Origin of the sequence: Flavobacterium sp. PS2 (assembly GCF_046250155.1) — a bacterium.
Taxonomy (GTDB): Bacteria; Bacteroidota; Bacteroidia; order Flavobacteriales; family Flavobacteriaceae; genus Flavobacterium.
In genome coordinates this window covers 1135178-1153545 of the sequence record NZ_CP176426.1, presented here as the reverse complement: position 1 = coordinate 1153545, position 18368 = coordinate 1135178, and the positions used below count along the sequence as shown (strand labels likewise).

Annotated in this window: 16 protein-coding genes; 5 read left to right on the top strand and 11 right to left on the bottom strand. The window is 32.2% G+C overall.

Translation table 11 applies throughout. The annotated features are described in order from the left end of the window. Positions 1-183 precede the first annotated feature (183 nt). The 3 genes from cysC to ACJ6WR_RS04875 all read left to right on the top strand — a co-directional run bounded on the left by cysC (position 184) and on the right by ACJ6WR_RS04875 (position 2559). Positions 184-720 (top strand): adenylyl-sulfate kinase, encoded by a 537-nt coding sequence (gene cysC, locus ACJ6WR_RS04885; protein ID WP_409417216.1) that lies wholly within the window; start codon positions 184-186, stop codon positions 718-720. A gap of 102 nt (positions 721-822) precedes the next feature. Continuing rightward, positions 823-1794: a sulfotransferase family protein gene (locus tag ACJ6WR_RS04880; RefSeq protein ID WP_409417215.1), complete on the top strand. Its 972-nt coding sequence runs from the start codon at positions 823-825 to the stop codon at positions 1792-1794. Positions 1795-1896: 102 nt separating this feature from the next. Continuing rightward, positions 1897-2559, top strand: a complete 663-nt coding sequence (locus tag ACJ6WR_RS04875) for a TrmH family RNA methyltransferase (RefSeq protein ID WP_039117679.1) — start codon at positions 1897-1899, stop codon at positions 2557-2559. A 105-nt stretch (positions 2560-2664) separates the two neighbouring features. Here ACJ6WR_RS04875 and secA read toward each other — a convergent pair whose 3' ends face one another. The 4 genes from secA to ACJ6WR_RS04855 all read right to left on the bottom strand — a co-directional run bounded on the left by secA (position 2665) and on the right by ACJ6WR_RS04855 (position 7974). Then, positions 2665-6006, bottom strand: a complete 3342-nt coding sequence (gene secA / locus ACJ6WR_RS04870; protein ID WP_039111245.1) for a preprotein translocase subunit SecA — start codon at positions 6004-6006, stop codon at positions 2665-2667. Positions 6007-6097: 91 nt separating this feature from the next. Further along, positions 6098-6319: a DUF2795 domain-containing protein gene (locus ACJ6WR_RS04865; RefSeq protein ID WP_007138072.1), complete on the bottom strand. Its 222-nt coding sequence runs from the start codon at positions 6317-6319 to the stop codon at positions 6098-6100. A gap of 304 nt (positions 6320-6623) precedes the next feature. Continuing rightward, positions 6624-7193: a cob(I)yrinic acid a,c-diamide adenosyltransferase gene (locus tag ACJ6WR_RS04860; protein ID WP_409417214.1), complete on the bottom strand. Its 570-nt coding sequence runs from the start codon at positions 7191-7193 to the stop codon at positions 6624-6626. 88 nt (positions 7194-7281) lie between these two features. Then, positions 7282-7974: an ABC transporter ATP-binding protein gene (locus tag ACJ6WR_RS04855; protein WP_039111242.1), complete on the bottom strand. Its 693-nt coding sequence runs from the start codon at positions 7972-7974 to the stop codon at positions 7282-7284. A gap of 325 nt (positions 7975-8299) precedes the next feature. Between ACJ6WR_RS04855 and ACJ6WR_RS04850 the strand changes: the two genes are divergently transcribed. Beyond that, complete coding sequence (locus tag ACJ6WR_RS04850) at positions 8300-8950, top strand: DUF6565 domain-containing protein (protein ID WP_039111574.1); 651 nt, start codon at positions 8300-8302, stop codon at positions 8948-8950. A gap of 81 nt (positions 8951-9031) precedes the next feature. On the opposite strand, the gene ACJ6WR_RS04845 is transcribed toward ACJ6WR_RS04850, so the two are convergent. Then, positions 9032-9811, bottom strand: coding sequence for an O-methyltransferase (locus tag ACJ6WR_RS04845; protein WP_409417213.1), 780 nt, complete (start codon positions 9809-9811; stop codon positions 9032-9034). Between the two features lie 203 nt (positions 9812-10014). Between ACJ6WR_RS04845 and ACJ6WR_RS04840 the strand changes: the two genes are divergently transcribed. Further along, entirely contained in the window at positions 10015-11565 is a 1551-nt protein-coding gene (locus ACJ6WR_RS04840) for an SDR family NAD(P)-dependent oxidoreductase (protein WP_086896367.1), read from the top strand. Positions 11566-11689: 124 nt separating this feature from the next. On the opposite strand, the gene ACJ6WR_RS04835 is transcribed toward ACJ6WR_RS04840, so the two are convergent. From ACJ6WR_RS04835 to ACJ6WR_RS04810, 6 genes are all read right to left on the bottom strand, one after another. Beyond that, positions 11690-12136, bottom strand: coding sequence for a GNAT family N-acetyltransferase (locus ACJ6WR_RS04835; RefSeq protein ID WP_409417212.1), 447 nt, complete (start codon positions 12134-12136; stop codon positions 11690-11692). A gap of 137 nt (positions 12137-12273) precedes the next feature. Continuing rightward, positions 12274-12744 carry an FKBP-type peptidyl-prolyl cis-trans isomerase gene (locus tag ACJ6WR_RS04830; protein WP_039117681.1) on the bottom strand — a complete coding sequence of 157 codons (471 nt, stop codon included), beginning with the start codon at positions 12742-12744 and terminating at the stop codon, positions 12274-12276. Positions 12745-12802: 58 nt separating this feature from the next. Continuing rightward, on the bottom strand, positions 12803-13807 hold the full coding sequence (locus ACJ6WR_RS04825) for a hypothetical protein (protein ID WP_409417211.1): 1005 nt from the start codon (positions 13805-13807) through the stop codon (positions 12803-12805). A 242-nt stretch (positions 13808-14049) separates the two neighbouring features. After that, complete coding sequence (locus ACJ6WR_RS04820) at positions 14050-15912, bottom strand: ABC-F family ATP-binding cassette domain-containing protein (RefSeq protein WP_039111235.1); 1863 nt, start codon at positions 15910-15912, stop codon at positions 14050-14052. Positions 15913-16966: 1054 nt separating this feature from the next. Next, positions 16967-17923 carry a leucine-rich repeat domain-containing protein gene (locus ACJ6WR_RS04815; RefSeq protein WP_409417210.1) on the bottom strand — a complete coding sequence of 319 codons (957 nt, stop codon included), beginning with the start codon at positions 17921-17923 and terminating at the stop codon, positions 16967-16969. A gap of 107 nt (positions 17924-18030) precedes the next feature. Beyond that, positions 18031-18183 carry a type IX secretion system membrane protein PorP/SprF gene (locus tag ACJ6WR_RS04810; protein ID WP_409417917.1) on the bottom strand — a complete coding sequence of 51 codons (153 nt, stop codon included), beginning with the start codon at positions 18181-18183 and terminating at the stop codon, positions 18031-18033. Positions 18184-18368: the final 185 nt, after the last annotated feature.

Below are 18368 nucleotides of genomic sequence, written 5' to 3'. Positions count from 1 at the left end.
TTGGATTATTTCTAAAAAAATAAAAATAGTCAATTTTAGCTTAAAAACTAGCTTTGAATACTTGTTAAAATGATTTTATTAAAGTGAGTCTTTTTTAGTATTTTTACAAGTAACAATAACCAAGATAAGGATTTAGGTTACTGCTGTTTTGTGGATGAAAGTTTAAATAATGATAATTTTTAAATGATATTAATACAATTTACAGGTTTGTCGGGTTCAGGCAAAACCACATTGGCAGAAAACGTTGGGCAATTATTATTGAAAAAGGGCTACAAAGTCGAAATAATTGACGGTGATGTTTATCGAAAAAGCCTTTGCAAAGACTTAGGATTTTCTAAAGACGACAGATGCGAAAATGTTCGTCGGTTGTTTAGTGTCGGGCAGGATTTTGTTAAATCAGAAATTATCGTTTTAATGTCGGTAATAAACCCTTACGAAGATTTAAGAAATGAAATTGGTCAGCATGAGTTTGTAAAAACGGTATTCCTAAATTGTTCGATTGATAATCTGATCAAACGTGATCCAAAAGGATTGTATAAAAAAGCATTATTGCCAGATAATGATAGTAATAAAATCAGCAATTTTACAGGAATAAGCGATGTTTTTGAAACTCCTTTGAAAGCAGATTTGACGCTTAAAACGGACTCTGAATCGGTATCAGTTTCTACCGATAAGCTTTATTATTTTATAATAGAAAATATACCTAATATTGCTATTTAAGTATTACTCATTTTCTATCAGGTTGTTATGTAGATTGTTTTTTGTAAAATGTATATATTTACGTTGCAATACTTTGGAAACTTAATAATAGATTTTATAAAAATGGAAAACGCAGATCATCCCCTTTTAAATTGGATTCCCTATAAATTAGTCAAAACAGATAATGATGTATATTTTGAATGGATTTATCTGGGAGATAAAAGGTATGTAGATCCTTTTTTTGAAGAAACCATTATAAGGTGCAAAGTTCATTATAACAATTCAACAAGGTATAAAGTGGTGAGTAGTGCCGAAAATCTTATTGAATGGTCTGCAGGATTAGTCACAACAGAGTTAAAATCATTATTGTTTCATGTTTCCCGCTGTGGCTCTACAATGATGAGTCAGTCTTTATCAGTTTCTCCACAAAATATTGTAATTTCTGAGGCACCGATTATTGATCAAATCCTAAGAAGCAATCTTTTTGATTTTGATAAAAAAAGAGTTCTTATTAAAGCGGTAATTTCTTTATTAGGACAAAAACGTTTTCCTGAAGAAAAGAATTTAATTGTAAAATTAGATTCCTGGCACATATTTGAAGTTAATCAGTTGCGATTAATTTTTCCGGAATTACCTTTTGTATTACTTTACAGAAATCCAACAGAAGTATTAAAATCTCATGCACAATTAAAGGGAATGCATATGGTACCTAATTTGTTGCCATCGTCTATTTTTGGAATTAGCGCTCAAGAGATTGAGGAAATTTCCTTTCATCAGTATGGAGCAGTTGTTCTGGAGAAATATTTTCAGGCGTATCTTGATTTTTATGCAACAGACAAAAATGTTTCGATGTATAATTATAAAGAAGGAATGAAATCTATTCTGGAAAGGTTTTTGTCTTTTATTGATGCAGATTATTTTATTGAAGAGATTGATTTAATGTGCGAACGTTTAAATAGGCATTCTAAAAATGGAAATGTTGATTTTAAAGGTGATTCTTATGTAAATGATACTTTGGTAATCGATTTTACCAAGGCTAATGTCTTGTATGAAAAATTAGATGTGAGTTTAGCAGAACTAGTTCATAAAAATTAGATTATTTTTTAAATCTTTCGATAGATAAGATTTTAAAGCTAACTGTTTTTCATAGCCTTAATTGTACTCTTTTTTAGTATTTTTGCCACAAATACTACTGAAATGATTAATATAGATTACCTCAATTTTCTTGAAAATATCCTAACCGAAAATCGAAAAAATAAATTTTTAAAAGTTCTCGAAAACCGTACTAAGCATTTTACTGTTGTTGTCGAAGACATTTTTCAGATGCATAATACAAGTGCTGTAATGCGTAGTTGTGAAGTTTTTGGAATCCAGGAACTTAATGTTATCGAGCAACGTTATGGTAAAAGAATCGATAAGGAAATAGCGATGGGAGCTCAAAAATGGGTTGATATTAATACATTTGATAGTATTACCAATTGTGTAGATACATTAAAAAATAAAGGATATCAAATTATTGCTACCACACCTCATGAGAATGATTGTTTGCTGGAAGATTTTGATGTTACAAAACCTAGTGCTTTGTTTTTTGGTACAGAAAGAGATGGCTTATCTGAGGAGATTTTACGAAAAGCAGATGGATTTCTTAAAATTCCGATGGTAGGTTTTACAGAAAGCCTGAATATCTCTGTTTCGGCAGCGATAATTATTCAGAATCTAACAAACAGATTGCGAAATACAGATGTCGATTGGCATTTATCGGAAGATGAAATTCTAGAGAAGCGTTTGGCTTGGGCCAAAAACTCAATTAAAGATATCAAGCGCATCGAAGCCCGATATTTTGAAGAGAATCCTGAATAAAAAATCCCCTAATTAATTAGTATAATTGGGGGATTTTTTTGAGTTTTTAGTTTCAGTTTTCAGTCTCAAAATGTTAATTGAGACTGAATATACTGAGACTGTAGATTATTTAACGATAACCCATTCGCCTGAAGCGATTAAGCTTTCTGCTTTTTTAAATTTCATCGTTTCAACTGTTCCAGTAGCAACTTGTTGTACAGTAACATTATCATTACGATTTATTTTAGGCATATCTCTAGTAATAGTTTCTGTAACTTGACGTTGCTGAGTTTCTCCAGCTTCGCGGTTGATATCTTCACTATTTTCGATTTCGTCTTTACTTAATTTATAATTTTCTTTTTGACGAACTTCTCTTGCTTCATGAATTTCTGGAACGTTTTGAGCTGGTAAATCACCTTTAAATAAGAATGAAATTACTTCTCTGTTTACGTTATCCAGCATTGCACGGAATAAATTAAAAGCTTCTAATTTATAGATAAGCAATGGATCTTTTTGCTCGTGAACGGCTAATTGAACAGATTGTTTCAATTCGTCCATTTTGCGTAAGTGTTTTTTCCAAGCTTCATCAACGATAGATAAAGTGATGTTTTTCTCGAAATCAGCAATTAGTTGAGCACCTTCAGTTTCGTATGCTTTTTTAAGATCAGTAACAACATTTAATGTTTTGATACCATCTGTAAACGGAACTACGATACGCTCAAATTGATTGTTTTTCTCTTCATAAACTCCTTTAATGATAGGGAAAGCTTCTCTAGCACTACGTTCTGTTTTCTCTGTATAGAATGATAAAGCTTCTTTGTATACTTTTCCTGTGATTTCAATATCTGATAATTTGTTGAAATCTGCATCAGAAATTGGAGAAGTGATTCCGAAATAACGAATCAAATCAAACTCAAAAGTTTTGAAATCATTTGTTACTTTATTGTTGCTTACGATTAATTCGCAAGTATCGTAAAGCATGTTTGCGATATCTAGTTTTAAACGCTCTCCAAATAATGCATGACGACGACGTTTGTAAACTACTTCACGTTGTGAGTTCATAACGTCATCATATTCTAATAAACGTTTACGAACACCAAAGTTATTTTCTTCTACTTTTTTCTGAGCACGCTCGATAGATTTAGTCATCATAGAATGCTGAATAACTTCACCTTCTTGTAATCCCATTCTATCCATTACTTTGGCAACTCTTTCAGAACCAAATAAACGCATTAAGTTATCTTCTAGAGAAACATAGAATTGAGAACTTCCTGGGTCACCCTGACGACCAGCACGACCACGTAACTGTCTGTCAACACGACGAGAGTCATGGCGTTCTGTACCAACGATTGCTAAACCTCCGGCAGCTTTAACCTCTGGAGATAATTTAATATCGGTACCACGACCAGCCATATTGGTTGCAATGGTTACTACTCCAGGTTTTCCTGCTTCTTCTACGATTTGTGCCTCCTGCTTGTGCATTTTAGCATTCAATACATTGTGTGTAACACCTCTCATTTTAAGCATACGGCTTAATAACTCAGAGATTTCTACAGATGTTGTTCCAATTAAAACTGGTCTTCCAGCTTTAGATAGTTCAGTTACATCTTCGATTACAGCATTGAATTTTTCACGTGTAGTTTTGTAAATGTAATCTTCTTTGTCAATTCTTGACATTGGACGATTCGTAGGAATCTCAACTACATCTAATTTATATATTTGCCATAACTCACCAGCTTCTGTTACTGCAGTACCCGTCATACCGCCTAATTTGCTGTACATTCTAAAGTAGTTCTGTAAAGTAACAGTTGCAAAAGTTTGAGTTGCAGCTTCGATTTTTACATTTTCTTTAGCCTCAATCGCCTGGTGTAATCCGTCAGAATAACGACGACCATCCATGATACGACCTGTTTGCTCATCAACAATCATAATTTTGTTGTCCATGATAACGTACTCTACATCTTTTTCAAAAAGTGCATACGCTTTTAACAGTTGAGTTAAAGTGTGGATACGCTCGCTTTTTACACCAAAATCCTGGAATAATCTTTCTTTGGCTTCAGCTTCAGCGTCTTTGTCTAATTTTTGTTTTTCAATTGCAGCGATTTCAGTTCCGATGTCTGGTAATACGAAAAAGTCTGCATCTGTATCTCCTGAAAGGAATTTGATTCCGTTATCAGTTAATTCAACTTGATTGTTTTTTTCTTCAATTACGAAGTATAAAGCCTCATCAACTTTATGCATTTCACGGTTGTTGTCCTGCATGTATTGATTTTCGGTTTTCTGAAGTAATTGTTTAATTCCTTCTTCACTCAAAAATTTAATTAAAGCTTTATTTCTAGGTAAACTTCTGTAAGCTCTTAATAATAAGAAACCACCATCTTTAGTGTTTCCTTCTTTTATTAATTTTTTAGCTTCAGCTAAGAATCCATTTGCCAATTGACGTTGTAAACTTACTAAGTTTTCGATTTTTGGCTTCAATTCATTAAATTCATGACGGTCTCCTTGAGGAACTGGACCAGAAATGATAAGTGGTGTTCTTGCATCATCAATTAATACAGAATCGACCTCATCGACAATTGCATAATTGTGTTTTCTTTGTACCAAGTCATTTGGCGAATGCGCCATATTATCTCTTAGGTAGTCAAATCCGAATTCGTTATTTGTTCCGTAAGTAATGTCTGCATCATACGCTTTCTTTCTTTGTTCTGTACTTGGTTGGTGGTTATCGATACAATCAACAGTTAAACCGTGAAATTCGAATAAAGGCGCTTTCCATGTACTATCACGTTTTGCAAGGTAATCATTCACCGTTACTAAGTGAACTCCGTTTCCTGTCAAAGCATTTAAGTAAAGCGGAAGTGTAGCAACTAATGTTTTACCTTCACCTGTTTGCATTTCGGCAACTTTACCTTCGTGCAATACCATACCACCAATTAACTGAACATCATAATGAATCATGTCCCATGTAATTTCTTTACCAGCAGCATTCCATTTGTTAGCCCAAGTAGCTTTATCACCTTCAATAGTAACATAAGTTTTTGAACCTGAAAATTCGCGGTCTTTTGGAGTTGCAGTAACCTCGATAAAAGAATTGTCTTTAAAACGACGTGCTGTTTCTTTTACTACAGAAAACGCTTCTGGAAGAATTTCCAATAATGTTTTCTCTGAGATTTCGTAAGCTTCTTTTTCTAAAGTATCTATAGCTTCGTAAATGTCTTCTCTCTTGTCGATATCTTCAATGCTTTCTACTTCTGTTTTTAGAGAAGCGATTTTAGCATCTTTTTCGGCTCTTGCGTCCTTTATCTTTTGTTTAAAAAATACGGTCCTGGCTCTTAGCTCGTCATGAGACAAAGCGATAAGGCTAGTTTCGAAAGTTTTAATTTTGTTTAAATAAGGTTGTAAAGCTTTGACATCTTTTTGTGATTTATCACCTACAAAGACTTTAATAATACTGTTAATGAAACTCATGATCTGTTGGTATTTCTATAATTTATCTAAATGTGTAAATTTAAACAAAAAAAAAGCCTCTTTTTTGAGACTTTTTCTTTGGGGTTACTTTTTAATATTCATCCTCGTTCCAAAGATAATCTTCGTCTGTTGGATAATCCGGCCATATTTCTTCCATTGATTCATATATCTCACCCTCGTCTTCAATTGACTGCAGGTTTTCTACTACTTCTAATGGAGCTCCTGCTCTAATAGCGTAGTCTATAAGTTCGTCTTTGTTAGCAGGCCACGGTGCATCACTTAAATATGATGCTAATTCTAATGTCCAATACATGTTTTGTCAATTTAGTTTGTGCAAAAATAATTTTTTTACTGAGAAAGACAAGTAAAAAACGATTTATTTTAGTAAAATTTAAGAACGTCTCTTGTTAAAATCCAATATTTAAATTCCAAATCCCAAAAAGGGAAGGTAAAATCGCAATATTTTGAATTTTTAAACCCCAAAAATTAAATTAAAAATTCCAAAAGGAATCTAAAATTTCCAATATTTTGGAACTTTGTATATGATTTAAATTCGCATAATTTTTAAATTATTTCTTTGGAATTTGGGATTTTAAAAAATTGGAATTTAAGAAAGTTTACTTTCTCGGAATCCATTTCACTTCATCCGCTTTTAAGTCAGAAGACAACTTTCGTGCCAAGACAAAAAGGTAGTCAGAAAGTCGGTTTAAGTACTGTATTGCTATTTCCGGAACAGTCTCATTATGACTTAAATGTACTGCCAATCGTTCGGCACGACGACAAACGCAACGCGCGATGTGACAATATGACACGGTTTGATGTCCGCCTGGTAAAACAAAGTGAGTCATTTGCGGGAGTGATTCTTCCATGGTATCGATTTCATTTTCAAGTAATTCGATATCCGAAGGTACAATGCCAAGGTTTTTAAGGCGTAATTCTCCGTTTTTTAGTACTTCTTTTTCTACCGGAGTGGCTAGAATTGCTCCAACGGTAAATAAGCGGTCTTGAATTTCGATTAAAATGTTCTTATAATGCGCATTCATTTCCTGATCACGTATGAGACCTATATAAGAGTTAAGTTCATCAACGGTTCCGTAACTGTCAATACGGATATGGTCTTTAGGAACGCGGGTTCCGCCAAAAAGTACGGTAGTTCCTTTGTCTCCTGTTTTTGTATATACTTTCATTATTTTTAGGTACTGAGTTTCTAAGATTCTGAGATACTAAGTTTTTACTTTTTATTAGATTAAACAATTAACCAAATAAACAGTTAAACTATTTTTTAATAGTAGCGTCGCTTTCAACAACACCGTCGCGCAAACGAATGATGCGGTGTGCGTAGGCAGCAATATCCTCTTCGTGGGTAACCAGAATTACGGTATTTCCTTGTGCATGAATATCATCAAAAAGTTTCATGATTTCTACAGAGGTTTTACTATCTAAATTTCCGGTTGGCTCATCGGCAAGAATGATAGATGGTTTGTTAACCAATGCTCTTGCAATTGCTACACGTTGTCGTTGTCCTCCCGAAAGCTGATTCGGCTGATGGTCCATTCTATCGGCAAGATTTACTTGTTTTAATACTTGGGTAGCACGAACAACTCGTTCGGATTTTGAGTAGCCAGCATAAATCATAGGTAAGGCAACATTGTCTAGTGCAGTAGTTCTTGGTAAAAGGTTGAAAGTTTGGAAAACAAATCCAATTTCTTTATTTCTAATTTCTGCCAATTCATCATCTTTCATCTGGCTTACATCTTTTCCGTTAAGGATATAAGTTCCAGAAGTTGGAGTGTCTAAACATCCCAATAAGTTCATTAATGTTGATTTTCCTGAACCCGACGGTCCCATTAAAGCAACATATTCCCCTTTATTTATTTCTAAATCAATTCCTTTTAAGACATAAACAATTTCGTTTCCAAGTACAAAATTTCGTTTAATATTAGTGATTTTAATTAATGGATTTGCCATTGGAGTTTATGATTGTTGTCCCGAAGTTTCGGGATAAATTTTAGATTTTAAAAGTACAAAACGCTTTTGAATTAATCATAAGTAGTTTAAAATACATTTTTGTTACACTTGTTTATTGTTTGCAAGGTAGGAGGATTGTTTTTTTTGGGTATAAACTACAAAGCTGATAAAATGTTTTATATAATTACTTTTTAAATTTACATAATTATCATATTTGTTTGGTTTTTGTAATTTTAATTTAATAAAATTCATAATATTTTGATAAATATTTAATTTTATTTAAAAAATGTGTTACATTTGGCAGATAACATTAACAATTGAGATTATGAAAAATACACAATTATTATTCGGAATAGCATTTGTTGCGATGGGATTTGTTTCATGTAAAGATGAAAAAGCAGCACAAGCAGAAAAAACTATTGATACCTATGTAGCGTATGTAGATTCAATAAAAAATGTAACTGTAGAAAATGCTAAAACCAATTGGAACACAATTGAAGACAAGTATAAAATAGAATCTGAGAAAGCAGAATTGGCTTTGGCAGACATCAAAGAAAATGCAAAAGCTCAAGAAAGAATTGAAGCTAGTAAAGCTAAATATGAGGCTTTTAAAGCTGAGCTTACCGCCCTTACTGCCCCAAATCCAAAACAAAAAATGCGTGATGCTTTATTTGGAGAAGGAAAAATTGGAAATGACATGAATTTTGATTGGGTAAATGCCAAAAATATTCTTAGTGTTTACCAACAATTTGTAGATACTGCCCAAAAGAATAAAGACAGTTATTCCCGAGAAGACTGGGATGAAGTTAAAATGATGTACGAAGCACTAGATAGTCGTAAAAATACTGTTGAAAAAGAAGGGCTTACGGCTGAAGATAATAGAAAAATTGCTGGGTTGAAATTGAAGTTTGCACCAATGTATACATTAAATAGAATGGGAGCAAAATCTGAAGAAACCGCTGAAGCGAAAAAGTAAGTTAATTGAGTATTTTATATTAGAATTAGGTTGAATTTTGAATTTTGAATGAAATGGCAGTCAGGAATGATTGCCATTTTTTTATGCTCTAATTATAAAATGTTCTTTTTCTTGTTCGCGTCTAAAAAATACGAATCCCCATTGAAACGTATCGATGGTAACTTTTACTCTTGGATGATTTTTTATGATTCCCCAGGCTTCTTCCATTTCTGGAGACCAATGAATGTCATCAAAAATCCAAACAGTATCATTAGTAATTGTTGGAAGTAAAAACTCAAAATAATCTAAAGTTGCTTTTTTAGAATGATTTCCATCAAAATAAACTAATTGATAATTAGTAGTTGATAATTGATAATTGTTCAGATAACTTTCAAATTCTGTTACAACCGATTCTACATTATCATAATTAAATTGTTGCAAACCATTTCTGGCAGCCAATGCTGTTGCAAAGCAGCCTTCGAGTGTAGTAACTTTTGCTTTTGGAGCGCCTAAGGCTAGGGCAGAAGTAGCCAATCCTAAGGATGTTCCTATTTCCAGAATAGTGTCAGGTTTAAAATAGGCTGTAATTCGGAATAGTAATTCGGCTCTTTTAGGTGAAATTCCAGCTGTTTTGGCAATCTTAGAGATTTGTCTGGTATTACTTTTAAAAACTCTGGAACCAGCGCCAAAGTCTGTCACTTCAATCGTATTTTTATTTTGTAAAAAGGATTTGCGATAATTTTTAAGAATCGCATATTCGGGTTTTGTTTTTCTGTCATAAAAACATTTAGTCAATAAATTAAACACAAAAGGCGAATGCACAGCATGTTCATTTTTGGAGTTCCAAAGGAATTTAAGGTATGATTTTATTTGAAATAACATAAGGGGTTTTGCAAAGTAGGTGCGAAGATACAAAAAAGTCGAAAGTCTTAAAGTCAAAGGTCATAAAGTTAGAAGTGAAAGGGGAGAAGTTGGAAATAAAAAGTGGAGACTTTATGACTTTAAGACTTTCGACTTTCAGACTATAAAAAGCCTATATTTGCGCACTTTTAAAATTGAGCTAATAGTAATACGCATTTTTTATGATGACGAAGGAAGAAATAGAAATTAAGAATACAATAACTTCGGAAGAAATAGACCGATGCATTGCTGTTTTGGCACAATTAAATACTGATACAGATCAAATATTTGATATTCCTAAAGAGCAAAGAATTGCATTGCTTAAAGAAGCTGGTATGTTTTCCAGACCAGACAGAGGTGAGTTTTCTCGACGAATTAAAGATGGGAAGGAAGCTGCCAAACGTAAAAAGGAAAAGAAAGATAAAACGGCTCGTAAAGAAACCGGAATTCGTCATGCTCGTGAAGCGAGTATATTTGTTGCGCCAAAATTATTGGCTTATAATGACCTTGCTCATAAGGAACAATTGGAACTAGAAACGCCTAGAAATTGTTATGTATGTAAAACGGGGTTTACCAAGATGCACCATTTTTACGATACTATGTGTACCGATTGTGGCGATTTTAATTATGCCAAACGTTTCCAGACTGCAGATGTAAAAGGGCAAGTAGCTGTTATAACGGGCTCTCGTTTAAAAATTGGGTATCATATTACTTTGATGCTTTTGCGTGGTGGAGCAACTGTTATTGCGACAACTCGTTTTCCGGTTGATTCGGCATTGCGATTTTCTAAAGAAGAAGATTTCATGGAATGGGGACATCGCTTAAAAATTCACGGATTAGATTTACGACATATTCCTAGTGTGGAGATTTTCTGTAATTTTATTGAGCAAAAGTACGAACGATTGGATATTCTTATCAATAATGCTGCGCAAACAGTGAGACGTCCGGCTGGATTCTATACGCATTTAATGGAAAATGAAGAGCGTGCAATAAGTTCTTTACCTAAACAAGCACAAGAATTATTGCTAGATCATACTAATTGTTTGGATGAATTGAAGGTATTGACTTCGGGAGCTTCTTCCAATCAAAATATGCCAGTAACATGGCACGGACCTGAACCAGGTATTGGTTTACGTGCTTCTGCTAAATTATCTCAGATTCCTTATTCTTTTGATAATGCACTTGTAGCAAATGAAGTTTTTCCGGAAGGAGAACTCGATGCGGATTTACAACAAGTAGATTTACGAAAAACAAATAGCTGGCGTTTAAGATTAGGACAAATAGAAACGACCGAGATGATCGAGGTTCAATTGGTGAATTCTGTTGCACCTTTTGTTTTATGCAATCGTCTTTCGGAAGTAATGAAGAAAGATAATACGGGTAAAAAACACATTATAAATGTTTCGGCTATGGAAGGGAAGTTTCATCGCTTTTTTAAAGAAGACCGTCACCCGCATACCAATATGGCAAAAGCTGCTTTGAATATGTTAACACATACCTCATCGGGAACGTTGGCTAAACATGGAATTTTTATGAATGCTGTTGATACTGGTTGGGTAACCGACGAAGATCCTGCCGAATTAGCCAAAAAGAAACAAGAACTAGAAGATTTTCAGCCACCGCTTGATATTGTAGATGGTGCGGCACGTGTAATGGATCCTTTATTCGACGGAATCAATACAGGAAAACACTGGTGCGGAAAATTCTTAAAAGACTATAATCCGATTCCTTGGTAGAATTAGTTTTCAGTCTCGGTCACAGTCTCAGTTTTTTACTTCATAATGAAAAAAGCCATAACAGAATTAAATTTTGTTATGGCTTTTTTGCTTGAATAGATGATGCTCTCTAAATTACAATTTGTTATTTTTTGATTTCCAGTTTCATTTTTAAAATAGGATACTCTTTTCCTTCATCATCTTTATCGGTTCTGTCGTATGGTAGAAAGCCAAATTTAGAATAAAAATTAATCGCATTATGATTTTGCTCGTTAACATCAACTTTGTTAACGCCAAGTTCATTGATGGCAAAATTCATCAATGTCTTGCCAAGCCCTTTTCCTATATGTTCTGGAGCTAAAAATAACATCTCGATTTTATTCTCTGCAATACCAATAAAGCCAAGAACTGTATCAGCTTCTGTTAGACAAAATACGGAGAAAGAGTTAAAATCGATAGATGAAACGATTTTTTTATAATAATCAATGTCAGATGGAACAAGGAAATTATGTGTGGCGCGAACGGAATTTTCCCAAACAAGAATCATCTGTTCTTTAAATTTATCATTGTAAGGTTGTATTTCAGTCTTCATTTTATGTTTTTAGAATAGTTATTTTATAAAATAAAACCACAACAGAATTATATCTTTGTTGTGGTTTTGTTATTTAATTAAAGCTAGGCTTTTAGTAATTTTTTCAGGGTTTAATAAATAAACAGTGAAGCAGTAACTTAGTTTATTGAAATTAATTTAATGTCAAAAATAAGTACAGAACCACCTGGGATAGAACTATAATCATTGTCTCCGTATCCTAAATGAGCAGGAACGATAAGTGTACCGCTGCCTCCAGTTTTAAAATAAGGAATACCTTCTGTCCATCCTTTTATAACTTGATCTAAGCCAAAAGAAATTCCAGCGCTACTTTCGTCAAATACTTTTCCATCTATAAATGAGCCTTTATATGCTACTGTTACATTAGAGGTTGGGGTTGGCTGTGCTCCAGTTCCAGGTTCGTTAATTACATAATACAAACCAGATTCAGTTCTATGTGCATCCAATTTGTTTTTAGCTACATAATCTTTGATTTGTTGCTCATTTTTGGCAACATTGTCAACTACAACATCAGTATTTTCTGTTTTTTTGTTTTTAGCACAAGAGATAAAAAGTGTTAAGGCTAATAATGCAGGTATAAGGTGTTTCATGTATAGTGTTTTTTTAAGGTGTAAAGATAACAAAATTTAGATGTTTTATTTTTTTGACTTATTTACAAATAATGTATTCATAATATGGTCTAGCTCCCATAGGCAGAACTATGAATGTACCTTTGTTAGACAATGTCATCGTAAAATCATTATCATATTCTTCATTTGCAACTGCATTATGGAATATGATTTTTCGTGTTTTTAATTTTTTAGATTGTATTTCTATGTCTCCAATTTCATAATTTTTAAATACGAAGGGTTTATCTTTAAAGTCCCAGTAGGTAAATTCTTTTTTACTAAAATCCAAATAGGACTCATTTTGGGAATCACAGAATTTCTGATGTTCTGTAATGTAGTTTTCGATATCTTTTTTGGAATCAAAAGGGATGAAAGCTGTTTTAGGGTCACTATAGGCAACATCATCTGTGTAATCATAAGACAATCCTACTAGCTTTTTCTTCTCTTTTGTAATTGCAAAATAAAAATTATAAATTCGTTTTCCCTCTACATCCATAGCTAATGCTCTGTAATTACATTTATCTTCCAAAGCATGATGAGACTTAAAAACGCTATCCGAAAGGTTTACATAACCATTGTCAAAATCGGAAAGCTTGAACTTGTTTACATATTTTTCATAAAAAAAGCCTGTTTTTTCAAATTGGGTATCTCCTAAATATGTTGGGAATTTTTCAGAAGAAATGTTTGTATGAATTTTAGATTCAAACCATTCTATGTAATCCATTTTAGTGGTAAAAATTATTATAGGATATGGTCCGTCATATAGAAATTCGACTAGACCATCTTTTTTATCAATGAACTTATTTATCTCTTTTTCTTTATTGCTATTAAATGCTTTTATGAAGTCTTGAAAAAAGATATTTAATTCTGTTTCTGATATTTCTTCAGGAGTTATAGTTATTTCTTTGGGAGTATTTGGTTGTGTTGTACTTGAGATAGTTTTTTTAGGCGAATCACTTTTGATTAAAAAAAATAAAAGAACAATCACTGCTAACGCAAAACCTATAATTATGGTTAATTTTAAAATCTTATTTTTTGATTCCATTTTTATATTATAAAGTGTTGTTAATCCTTGTTTAAGGCATTAGTATTTTGTTTTTTGCTAAAATAGGAATTTACTATTGTAAATAATTAAAAACGACTTTTGTTTTTTAGCATTATTTCTTGTTAATTTCTATTGGCTTTGAGCCAAAAAAAGAACCTCAATATTTTTAGTGTTTTTTACTAAAAAATATTGAGGTTGTATAATATAAAATCTTGCTTTATTCTCCTTCGGGGTTAAGGAAATTACCCTTCAATCTTAGCAGAAAGTTCAAACCAGCGTTCTTCTTTTTGATCTATTTTATTAATGATGTTTTGCAACTCATTAGCTTTTTTCTCAATATCAGCGTCAGCTACTTTTCCGTCAGAGAATAATTGCTCAATTTTAGTTTTATCTATCTCTAAGTCTTTAATTTCTCTTTCTAGTTTTTGATATTCCTTTTGCTCATTAAAAGTTAGGTTTCCAGTAGGATTGTTTTGTTTCCAATCTTTCTTATCGGCTTTGTTTTCTTCTTTTTGAGCTACATCGGCACTATCTTCATACGCTCTAAAATCGGAGTAGTTTCCTGGGAAATCTTCAACAACACCTTGTCCTCTAAAAATGAATAAGTGATCTACAATTTTATCCATAAAGTATCTATCGTGAGAAACTACTAATAAACATCCAGGATAATCCAAAAGGAAACTCTCAAGAACGTTTAATGTTACGATATCCAAATCGTTTGTAGGCTCATCCAGAATAAGGAAGTTAGGATTCTGAATTAAAACGGTACATAAATACAAACGTTTTAATTCTCCACCACTTAATCTATCTACAAAATCATATTGTTTTTTTGCATCAAAAAGGAAACGCTCTAATAATTGTGAAGCCGAAATAATCTTACCTTTCATCAACGGAATGTATTCTCCGTATTCCTTGATAACATCGATAACACGTTGTCCTGGTTTTGGGTTGATTCCGCTTTGCGTATAATATCCAATCTTAATTGTTTCTCCAACAACAACTTTTCCAGAATCTAATGGAAGTGTTCCTGTCAATAAATTAAGGAAAGTCGATTTTCCAGTTCCGTTTTTACCAATAATTCCGATACGTTCTCCACGTTGGAAATCGAAACTGAAATTATCTAAAATAACGTGATCCTTGAATTTTTTAGAAATTTTGTGAAGCTCGATGATCTTACTTCCCATACGTTCCATATTAATTTCAAGCTCGACTTTATTTTCACGACGGCGACTTTGTGCTTTTTCTTTAATTACATAAAAGTCATCCTGACGTGATTTAGATTTTGTCGTTCTTGCTTTTGGCTGGCGACGCATCCATTCTAATTCTTTTACAAATAAGTTTTGGGCTTTATCTACACTTGAGTTTTCAGAAGCAATTCGTTCTTCTTTTTTCTCTAAGTAGTAAGAGTAATTTCCTTTGTATTGGTATAATTTTCCGTTGTCTAATTCTATGATTTCATTACAAACACGTTCTAAGAAGAAACGGTCGTGTGTTACCATGAATAAGGTAATGTTTTCTTTAGCAAAATAACTTTCTAACCATTCGATCATTTCAAGATCTAAGTGGTTGGTAGGCTCATCCAGAATTAATAAATCAGGACGGTTGATAAGAATAATGGCTAATGATAAACGTTTTTTCTGACCTCCAGAAAGACTTTTTACTTTTAGTTTAAAGTTTTCTAGTTTTAGTTTAAACAGAATTTGTTTGTATTGTGTTTCAAAATCCCATGCATTATGTTGGTCCATTCCGTCAAAAGCTTTTTGATATGCTTCTTCGTCTTCTGGATTTTCTAATGCTTTTTCGTAAGCTTCAATAACTTTTAAGGTTTCATTATCCGAAGCAAATATGCTTTCTTCGATAGTTAATTCCTCTTGCAAATTATTGTTTTGCGAAAGAAAAGCCATTCTGATTCCTTTTCTTAAAACTACCTGACCTGTATCTGGTTCTTCTAAACCATTGATAATACTCATGATAGTTGTTTTTCCAGAGCCATTTTTGGCAATGAAAGCAATTTTTTGATCCTTATTGATTCCAAAAGAAATGTTGTCAAATAAGGTTCTTTCGCCAAATGACTTGGATATATTTTCTACAGATAAGTAATTCATGGTGTTCTAGTGCTTTATGTCAAGCTTTTATGTTTGCTAAAATTATGAGGTCTCTAATTGAGTCTCTAATTTTAAATAGGAGTCAAAAACGACGGTGCAAAGATAGCTTTTTGAAGCAAACAAAAAAAGGGGCTTTTGCACTATCTTTTTTGTTAAAATTTTAGTAATTCCCTGACTTAATATCTTTTCTGTTTTTAGATGATTTTGGTGTTTTATTTCCATCTAATTATATGTTGAGTCAACTTTTTAGTTTAGTCATCTATAAAATTACTAGTAGAGCTTTTTGTTTATTAATTTCATAACTTTATATCTTGTTGATACAGTCGAATTATTAATTTGTATCACTTGTTTTAAAATAAATTGTACTTCTTTGGTTTCTGTTGTGCGTTGGTACATATTTTATATAGCCGTATCGACTTAATTTATGCATACATCGGTGGTATGCTTTAGGAGAAGAAACCATTGTAATCTTCATAATTATAAGAACAAATATTTATAGATGAAAAACTAATTATGAATGATACAAGAGTATTAATATTTGATAAACAAAATGAAAAACGGAATGGAATAATTTAATTTTTAAGCTCTTTAATTTCTCTTTTCAATTCTAAAAGGATGTTTCTAAGATTTGAAAAAGCCCGATATTTTTTGTTTTTGTTGCTTTTTTTTATACTAGATTTATACTCCAAGGTATCAAAAGATTTGACTTCTTAGGCAGGATAAAATGATTATCCTATTAAAACTAGGATGTTTTCTTTGTTTTTATTGAGTCGTTTAGACCATGCTTCCATTTTTAATGATTAGGATATAGATTTTACCATCTATTGCTTCTATTATAGTTTTTAGAAATTAAGTTTGATTGGTAAATGTATAAGAAGGTTTATTTGACATACAAAAAAAGTATCTTGATAACAGTTTTGATGGTATGAAAATCAGTATACTTGAATTTTACTAATGTCAAAATCTCAAAAAAAACTTGCAATAAATTTGTGTGAATCTAAAAAAAAGCCTGTTCAAATCTGGACAGGCTTAATATTATTGAATTGAGTTTATTTTATAAGACATAAGTTGAACTACCTCTATTAGGCCATAAAATATTAGCATTAGGTAAAAACGTTGCATCAACATGGATTGGAGGATGCTTTGCATTGTTTTTAAATTCCTGAGTAGTAATCTTTTCGTTGAACCCATTTTTAATGCTTATATCCTTTAATAAAGGATTAGTGAAACACCATAGAGCATTAAGATTGATATTTGAATCAAAATTTAACGTTATCCAGCTATTGAATGAGCAATTTAAGTTTTCTAATTTAGTATATGGAGAAAAATCAAAAGCAGTTAATTGGTTTGATTGAATAAAAAGGTGTGTGATTTTTGTATTTCCATTAAGATTTAGGGTTGTTAATTTATTGTTATAACACCAAACTCCCCAAAGTGTATTAACTGCTGAGGGTAAAGTTAAACTTGTCAATAGATTATCTTGGCACCAGATTTGGGTTAAATTTGTATTTGCACTAAGATTTAAACTGGTTATTTTATTGTTTTGACATTCTAACGATTTTAAATTAGTTAGAGCAGAAATATTTAACGAAGTCAAATTGTTACCAGTTACATTTAAGAATGATAATCCTGTGAAACTTTGAATACCTGTTAAGTCTGTAATTCCTGAATTAGACACATATAAAGCAAATCGTGCAGAATCTACTTCAATATAATTATCTCCAGGTATAGGGTCTTGTGCAGCACCAATTGCAATTAATTTATTTCGGAATGCAACATCTGGCACATATGTATTTACCCATACTTCAGCGGTTCTTCCAGTTACTGAAATGTTTTTCAAATCCTCCATGAAACTAGGGTATTGTGCATTTCTATAGTCTAATGGGGTAGGATTTGGACTAAAGGAATCTGTTTTTACTTCGGCTATTTGATTAGAAGTGGTAATGTTATCTTCATCGGAAGAACATGCAACAAAATTAAGGGCTAGCGCAATTAATAGTAATTTTTTCATAAATTTGGGATTTAAATTAAAATCAAATATACTAATAATATTGTTAATAATTTATGATAAACACGATTAATACTATTAATTTATTATATTTTTGATTATTGTTTTATTTAAAATTTAAATCTCATAAAAAGTTTATTTGAATTTTTTGTACTCGCCAATACTTTACCAGTGCCTACCTCGTACGCATAACCAAGCAACATATGCTTACTTATAGTTAAATTAACCAATCCAGCAAAAGCATTATCTACACGATAAGTAATTCATGGTGTTTTAGTGCTTTATGTCAGGTTTTTATGTTTGTTAAAATTATGAGGTCTCTAATTTTAAATAGGAGTCAAAAATGACGGTGTGAAGACAGCTTTTTCGAAGCAAACAAAAAAACTGATGGGCTATCTTTTTTATTGGATTTTTTTCCAGTTTATTGTACGAGTTACTTTTATTAGGG

Excerpts from the sequence above, each read along its gene's own strand:
- ACJ6WR_RS04850 (WP_039111574.1), top strand. The coding sequence starts at position 8,300 with ATGAAAAATACACAATTATTATTCGGAATAGCATTTGTTGCGATGGGA.
- ACJ6WR_RS04845 (WP_409417213.1), bottom strand. The coding sequence starts at position 9,811 with ATGTTATTTCAAATAAAATCATACCTTAAATTCCTTTGGAACTCCAAA.
- ACJ6WR_RS04865 (WP_007138072.1), bottom strand. The coding sequence starts at position 6,319 with ATGTATTGGACATTAGAATTAGCATCATATTTAAGTGATGCACCGTGG.
- cysC (WP_409417216.1), top strand. The coding sequence starts at position 184 with ATGATATTAATACAATTTACAGGTTTGTCGGGTTCAGGCAAAACCACA.
- ACJ6WR_RS04820 (WP_039111235.1), bottom strand. The coding sequence starts at position 15,912 with ATGAATTACTTATCTGTAGAAAATATATCCAAGTCATTTGGCGAAAGA.
- ACJ6WR_RS04860 (WP_409417214.1), bottom strand. The coding sequence starts at position 7,193 with ATGAAAGTATATACAAAAACAGGAGACAAAGGAACTACCGTACTTTTT.
- ACJ6WR_RS04840 (WP_086896367.1), top strand. The coding sequence starts at position 10,015 with ATGACGAAGGAAGAAATAGAAATTAAGAATACAATAACTTCGGAAGAA.
- ACJ6WR_RS04835 (WP_409417212.1), bottom strand. The coding sequence starts at position 12,136 with ATGAAGACTGAAATACAACCTTACAATGATAAATTTAAAGAACAGATG.
- ACJ6WR_RS04830 (WP_039117681.1), bottom strand. The coding sequence starts at position 12,744 with ATGAAACACCTTATACCTGCATTATTAGCCTTAACACTTTTTATCTCT.
- secA (WP_039111245.1), bottom strand. The coding sequence starts at position 6,006 with ATGAGTTTCATTAACAGTATTATTAAAGTCTTTGTAGGTGATAAATCA.
- ACJ6WR_RS04855 (WP_039111242.1), bottom strand. The coding sequence starts at position 7,974 with ATGGCAAATCCATTAATTAAAATCACTAATATTAAACGAAATTTTGTA.
- ACJ6WR_RS04875 (WP_039117679.1), top strand. The coding sequence starts at position 1,897 with ATGATTAATATAGATTACCTCAATTTTCTTGAAAATATCCTAACCGAA.
- ACJ6WR_RS04825 (WP_409417211.1), bottom strand. The coding sequence starts at position 13,807 with ATGGAATCAAAAAATAAGATTTTAAAATTAACCATAATTATAGGTTTT.
- ACJ6WR_RS04815 (WP_409417210.1), bottom strand. The coding sequence starts at position 17,923 with ATGAAAAAATTACTATTAATTGCGCTAGCCCTTAATTTTGTTGCATGT.
- ACJ6WR_RS04880 (WP_409417215.1), top strand. The coding sequence starts at position 823 with ATGGAAAACGCAGATCATCCCCTTTTAAATTGGATTCCCTATAAATTA.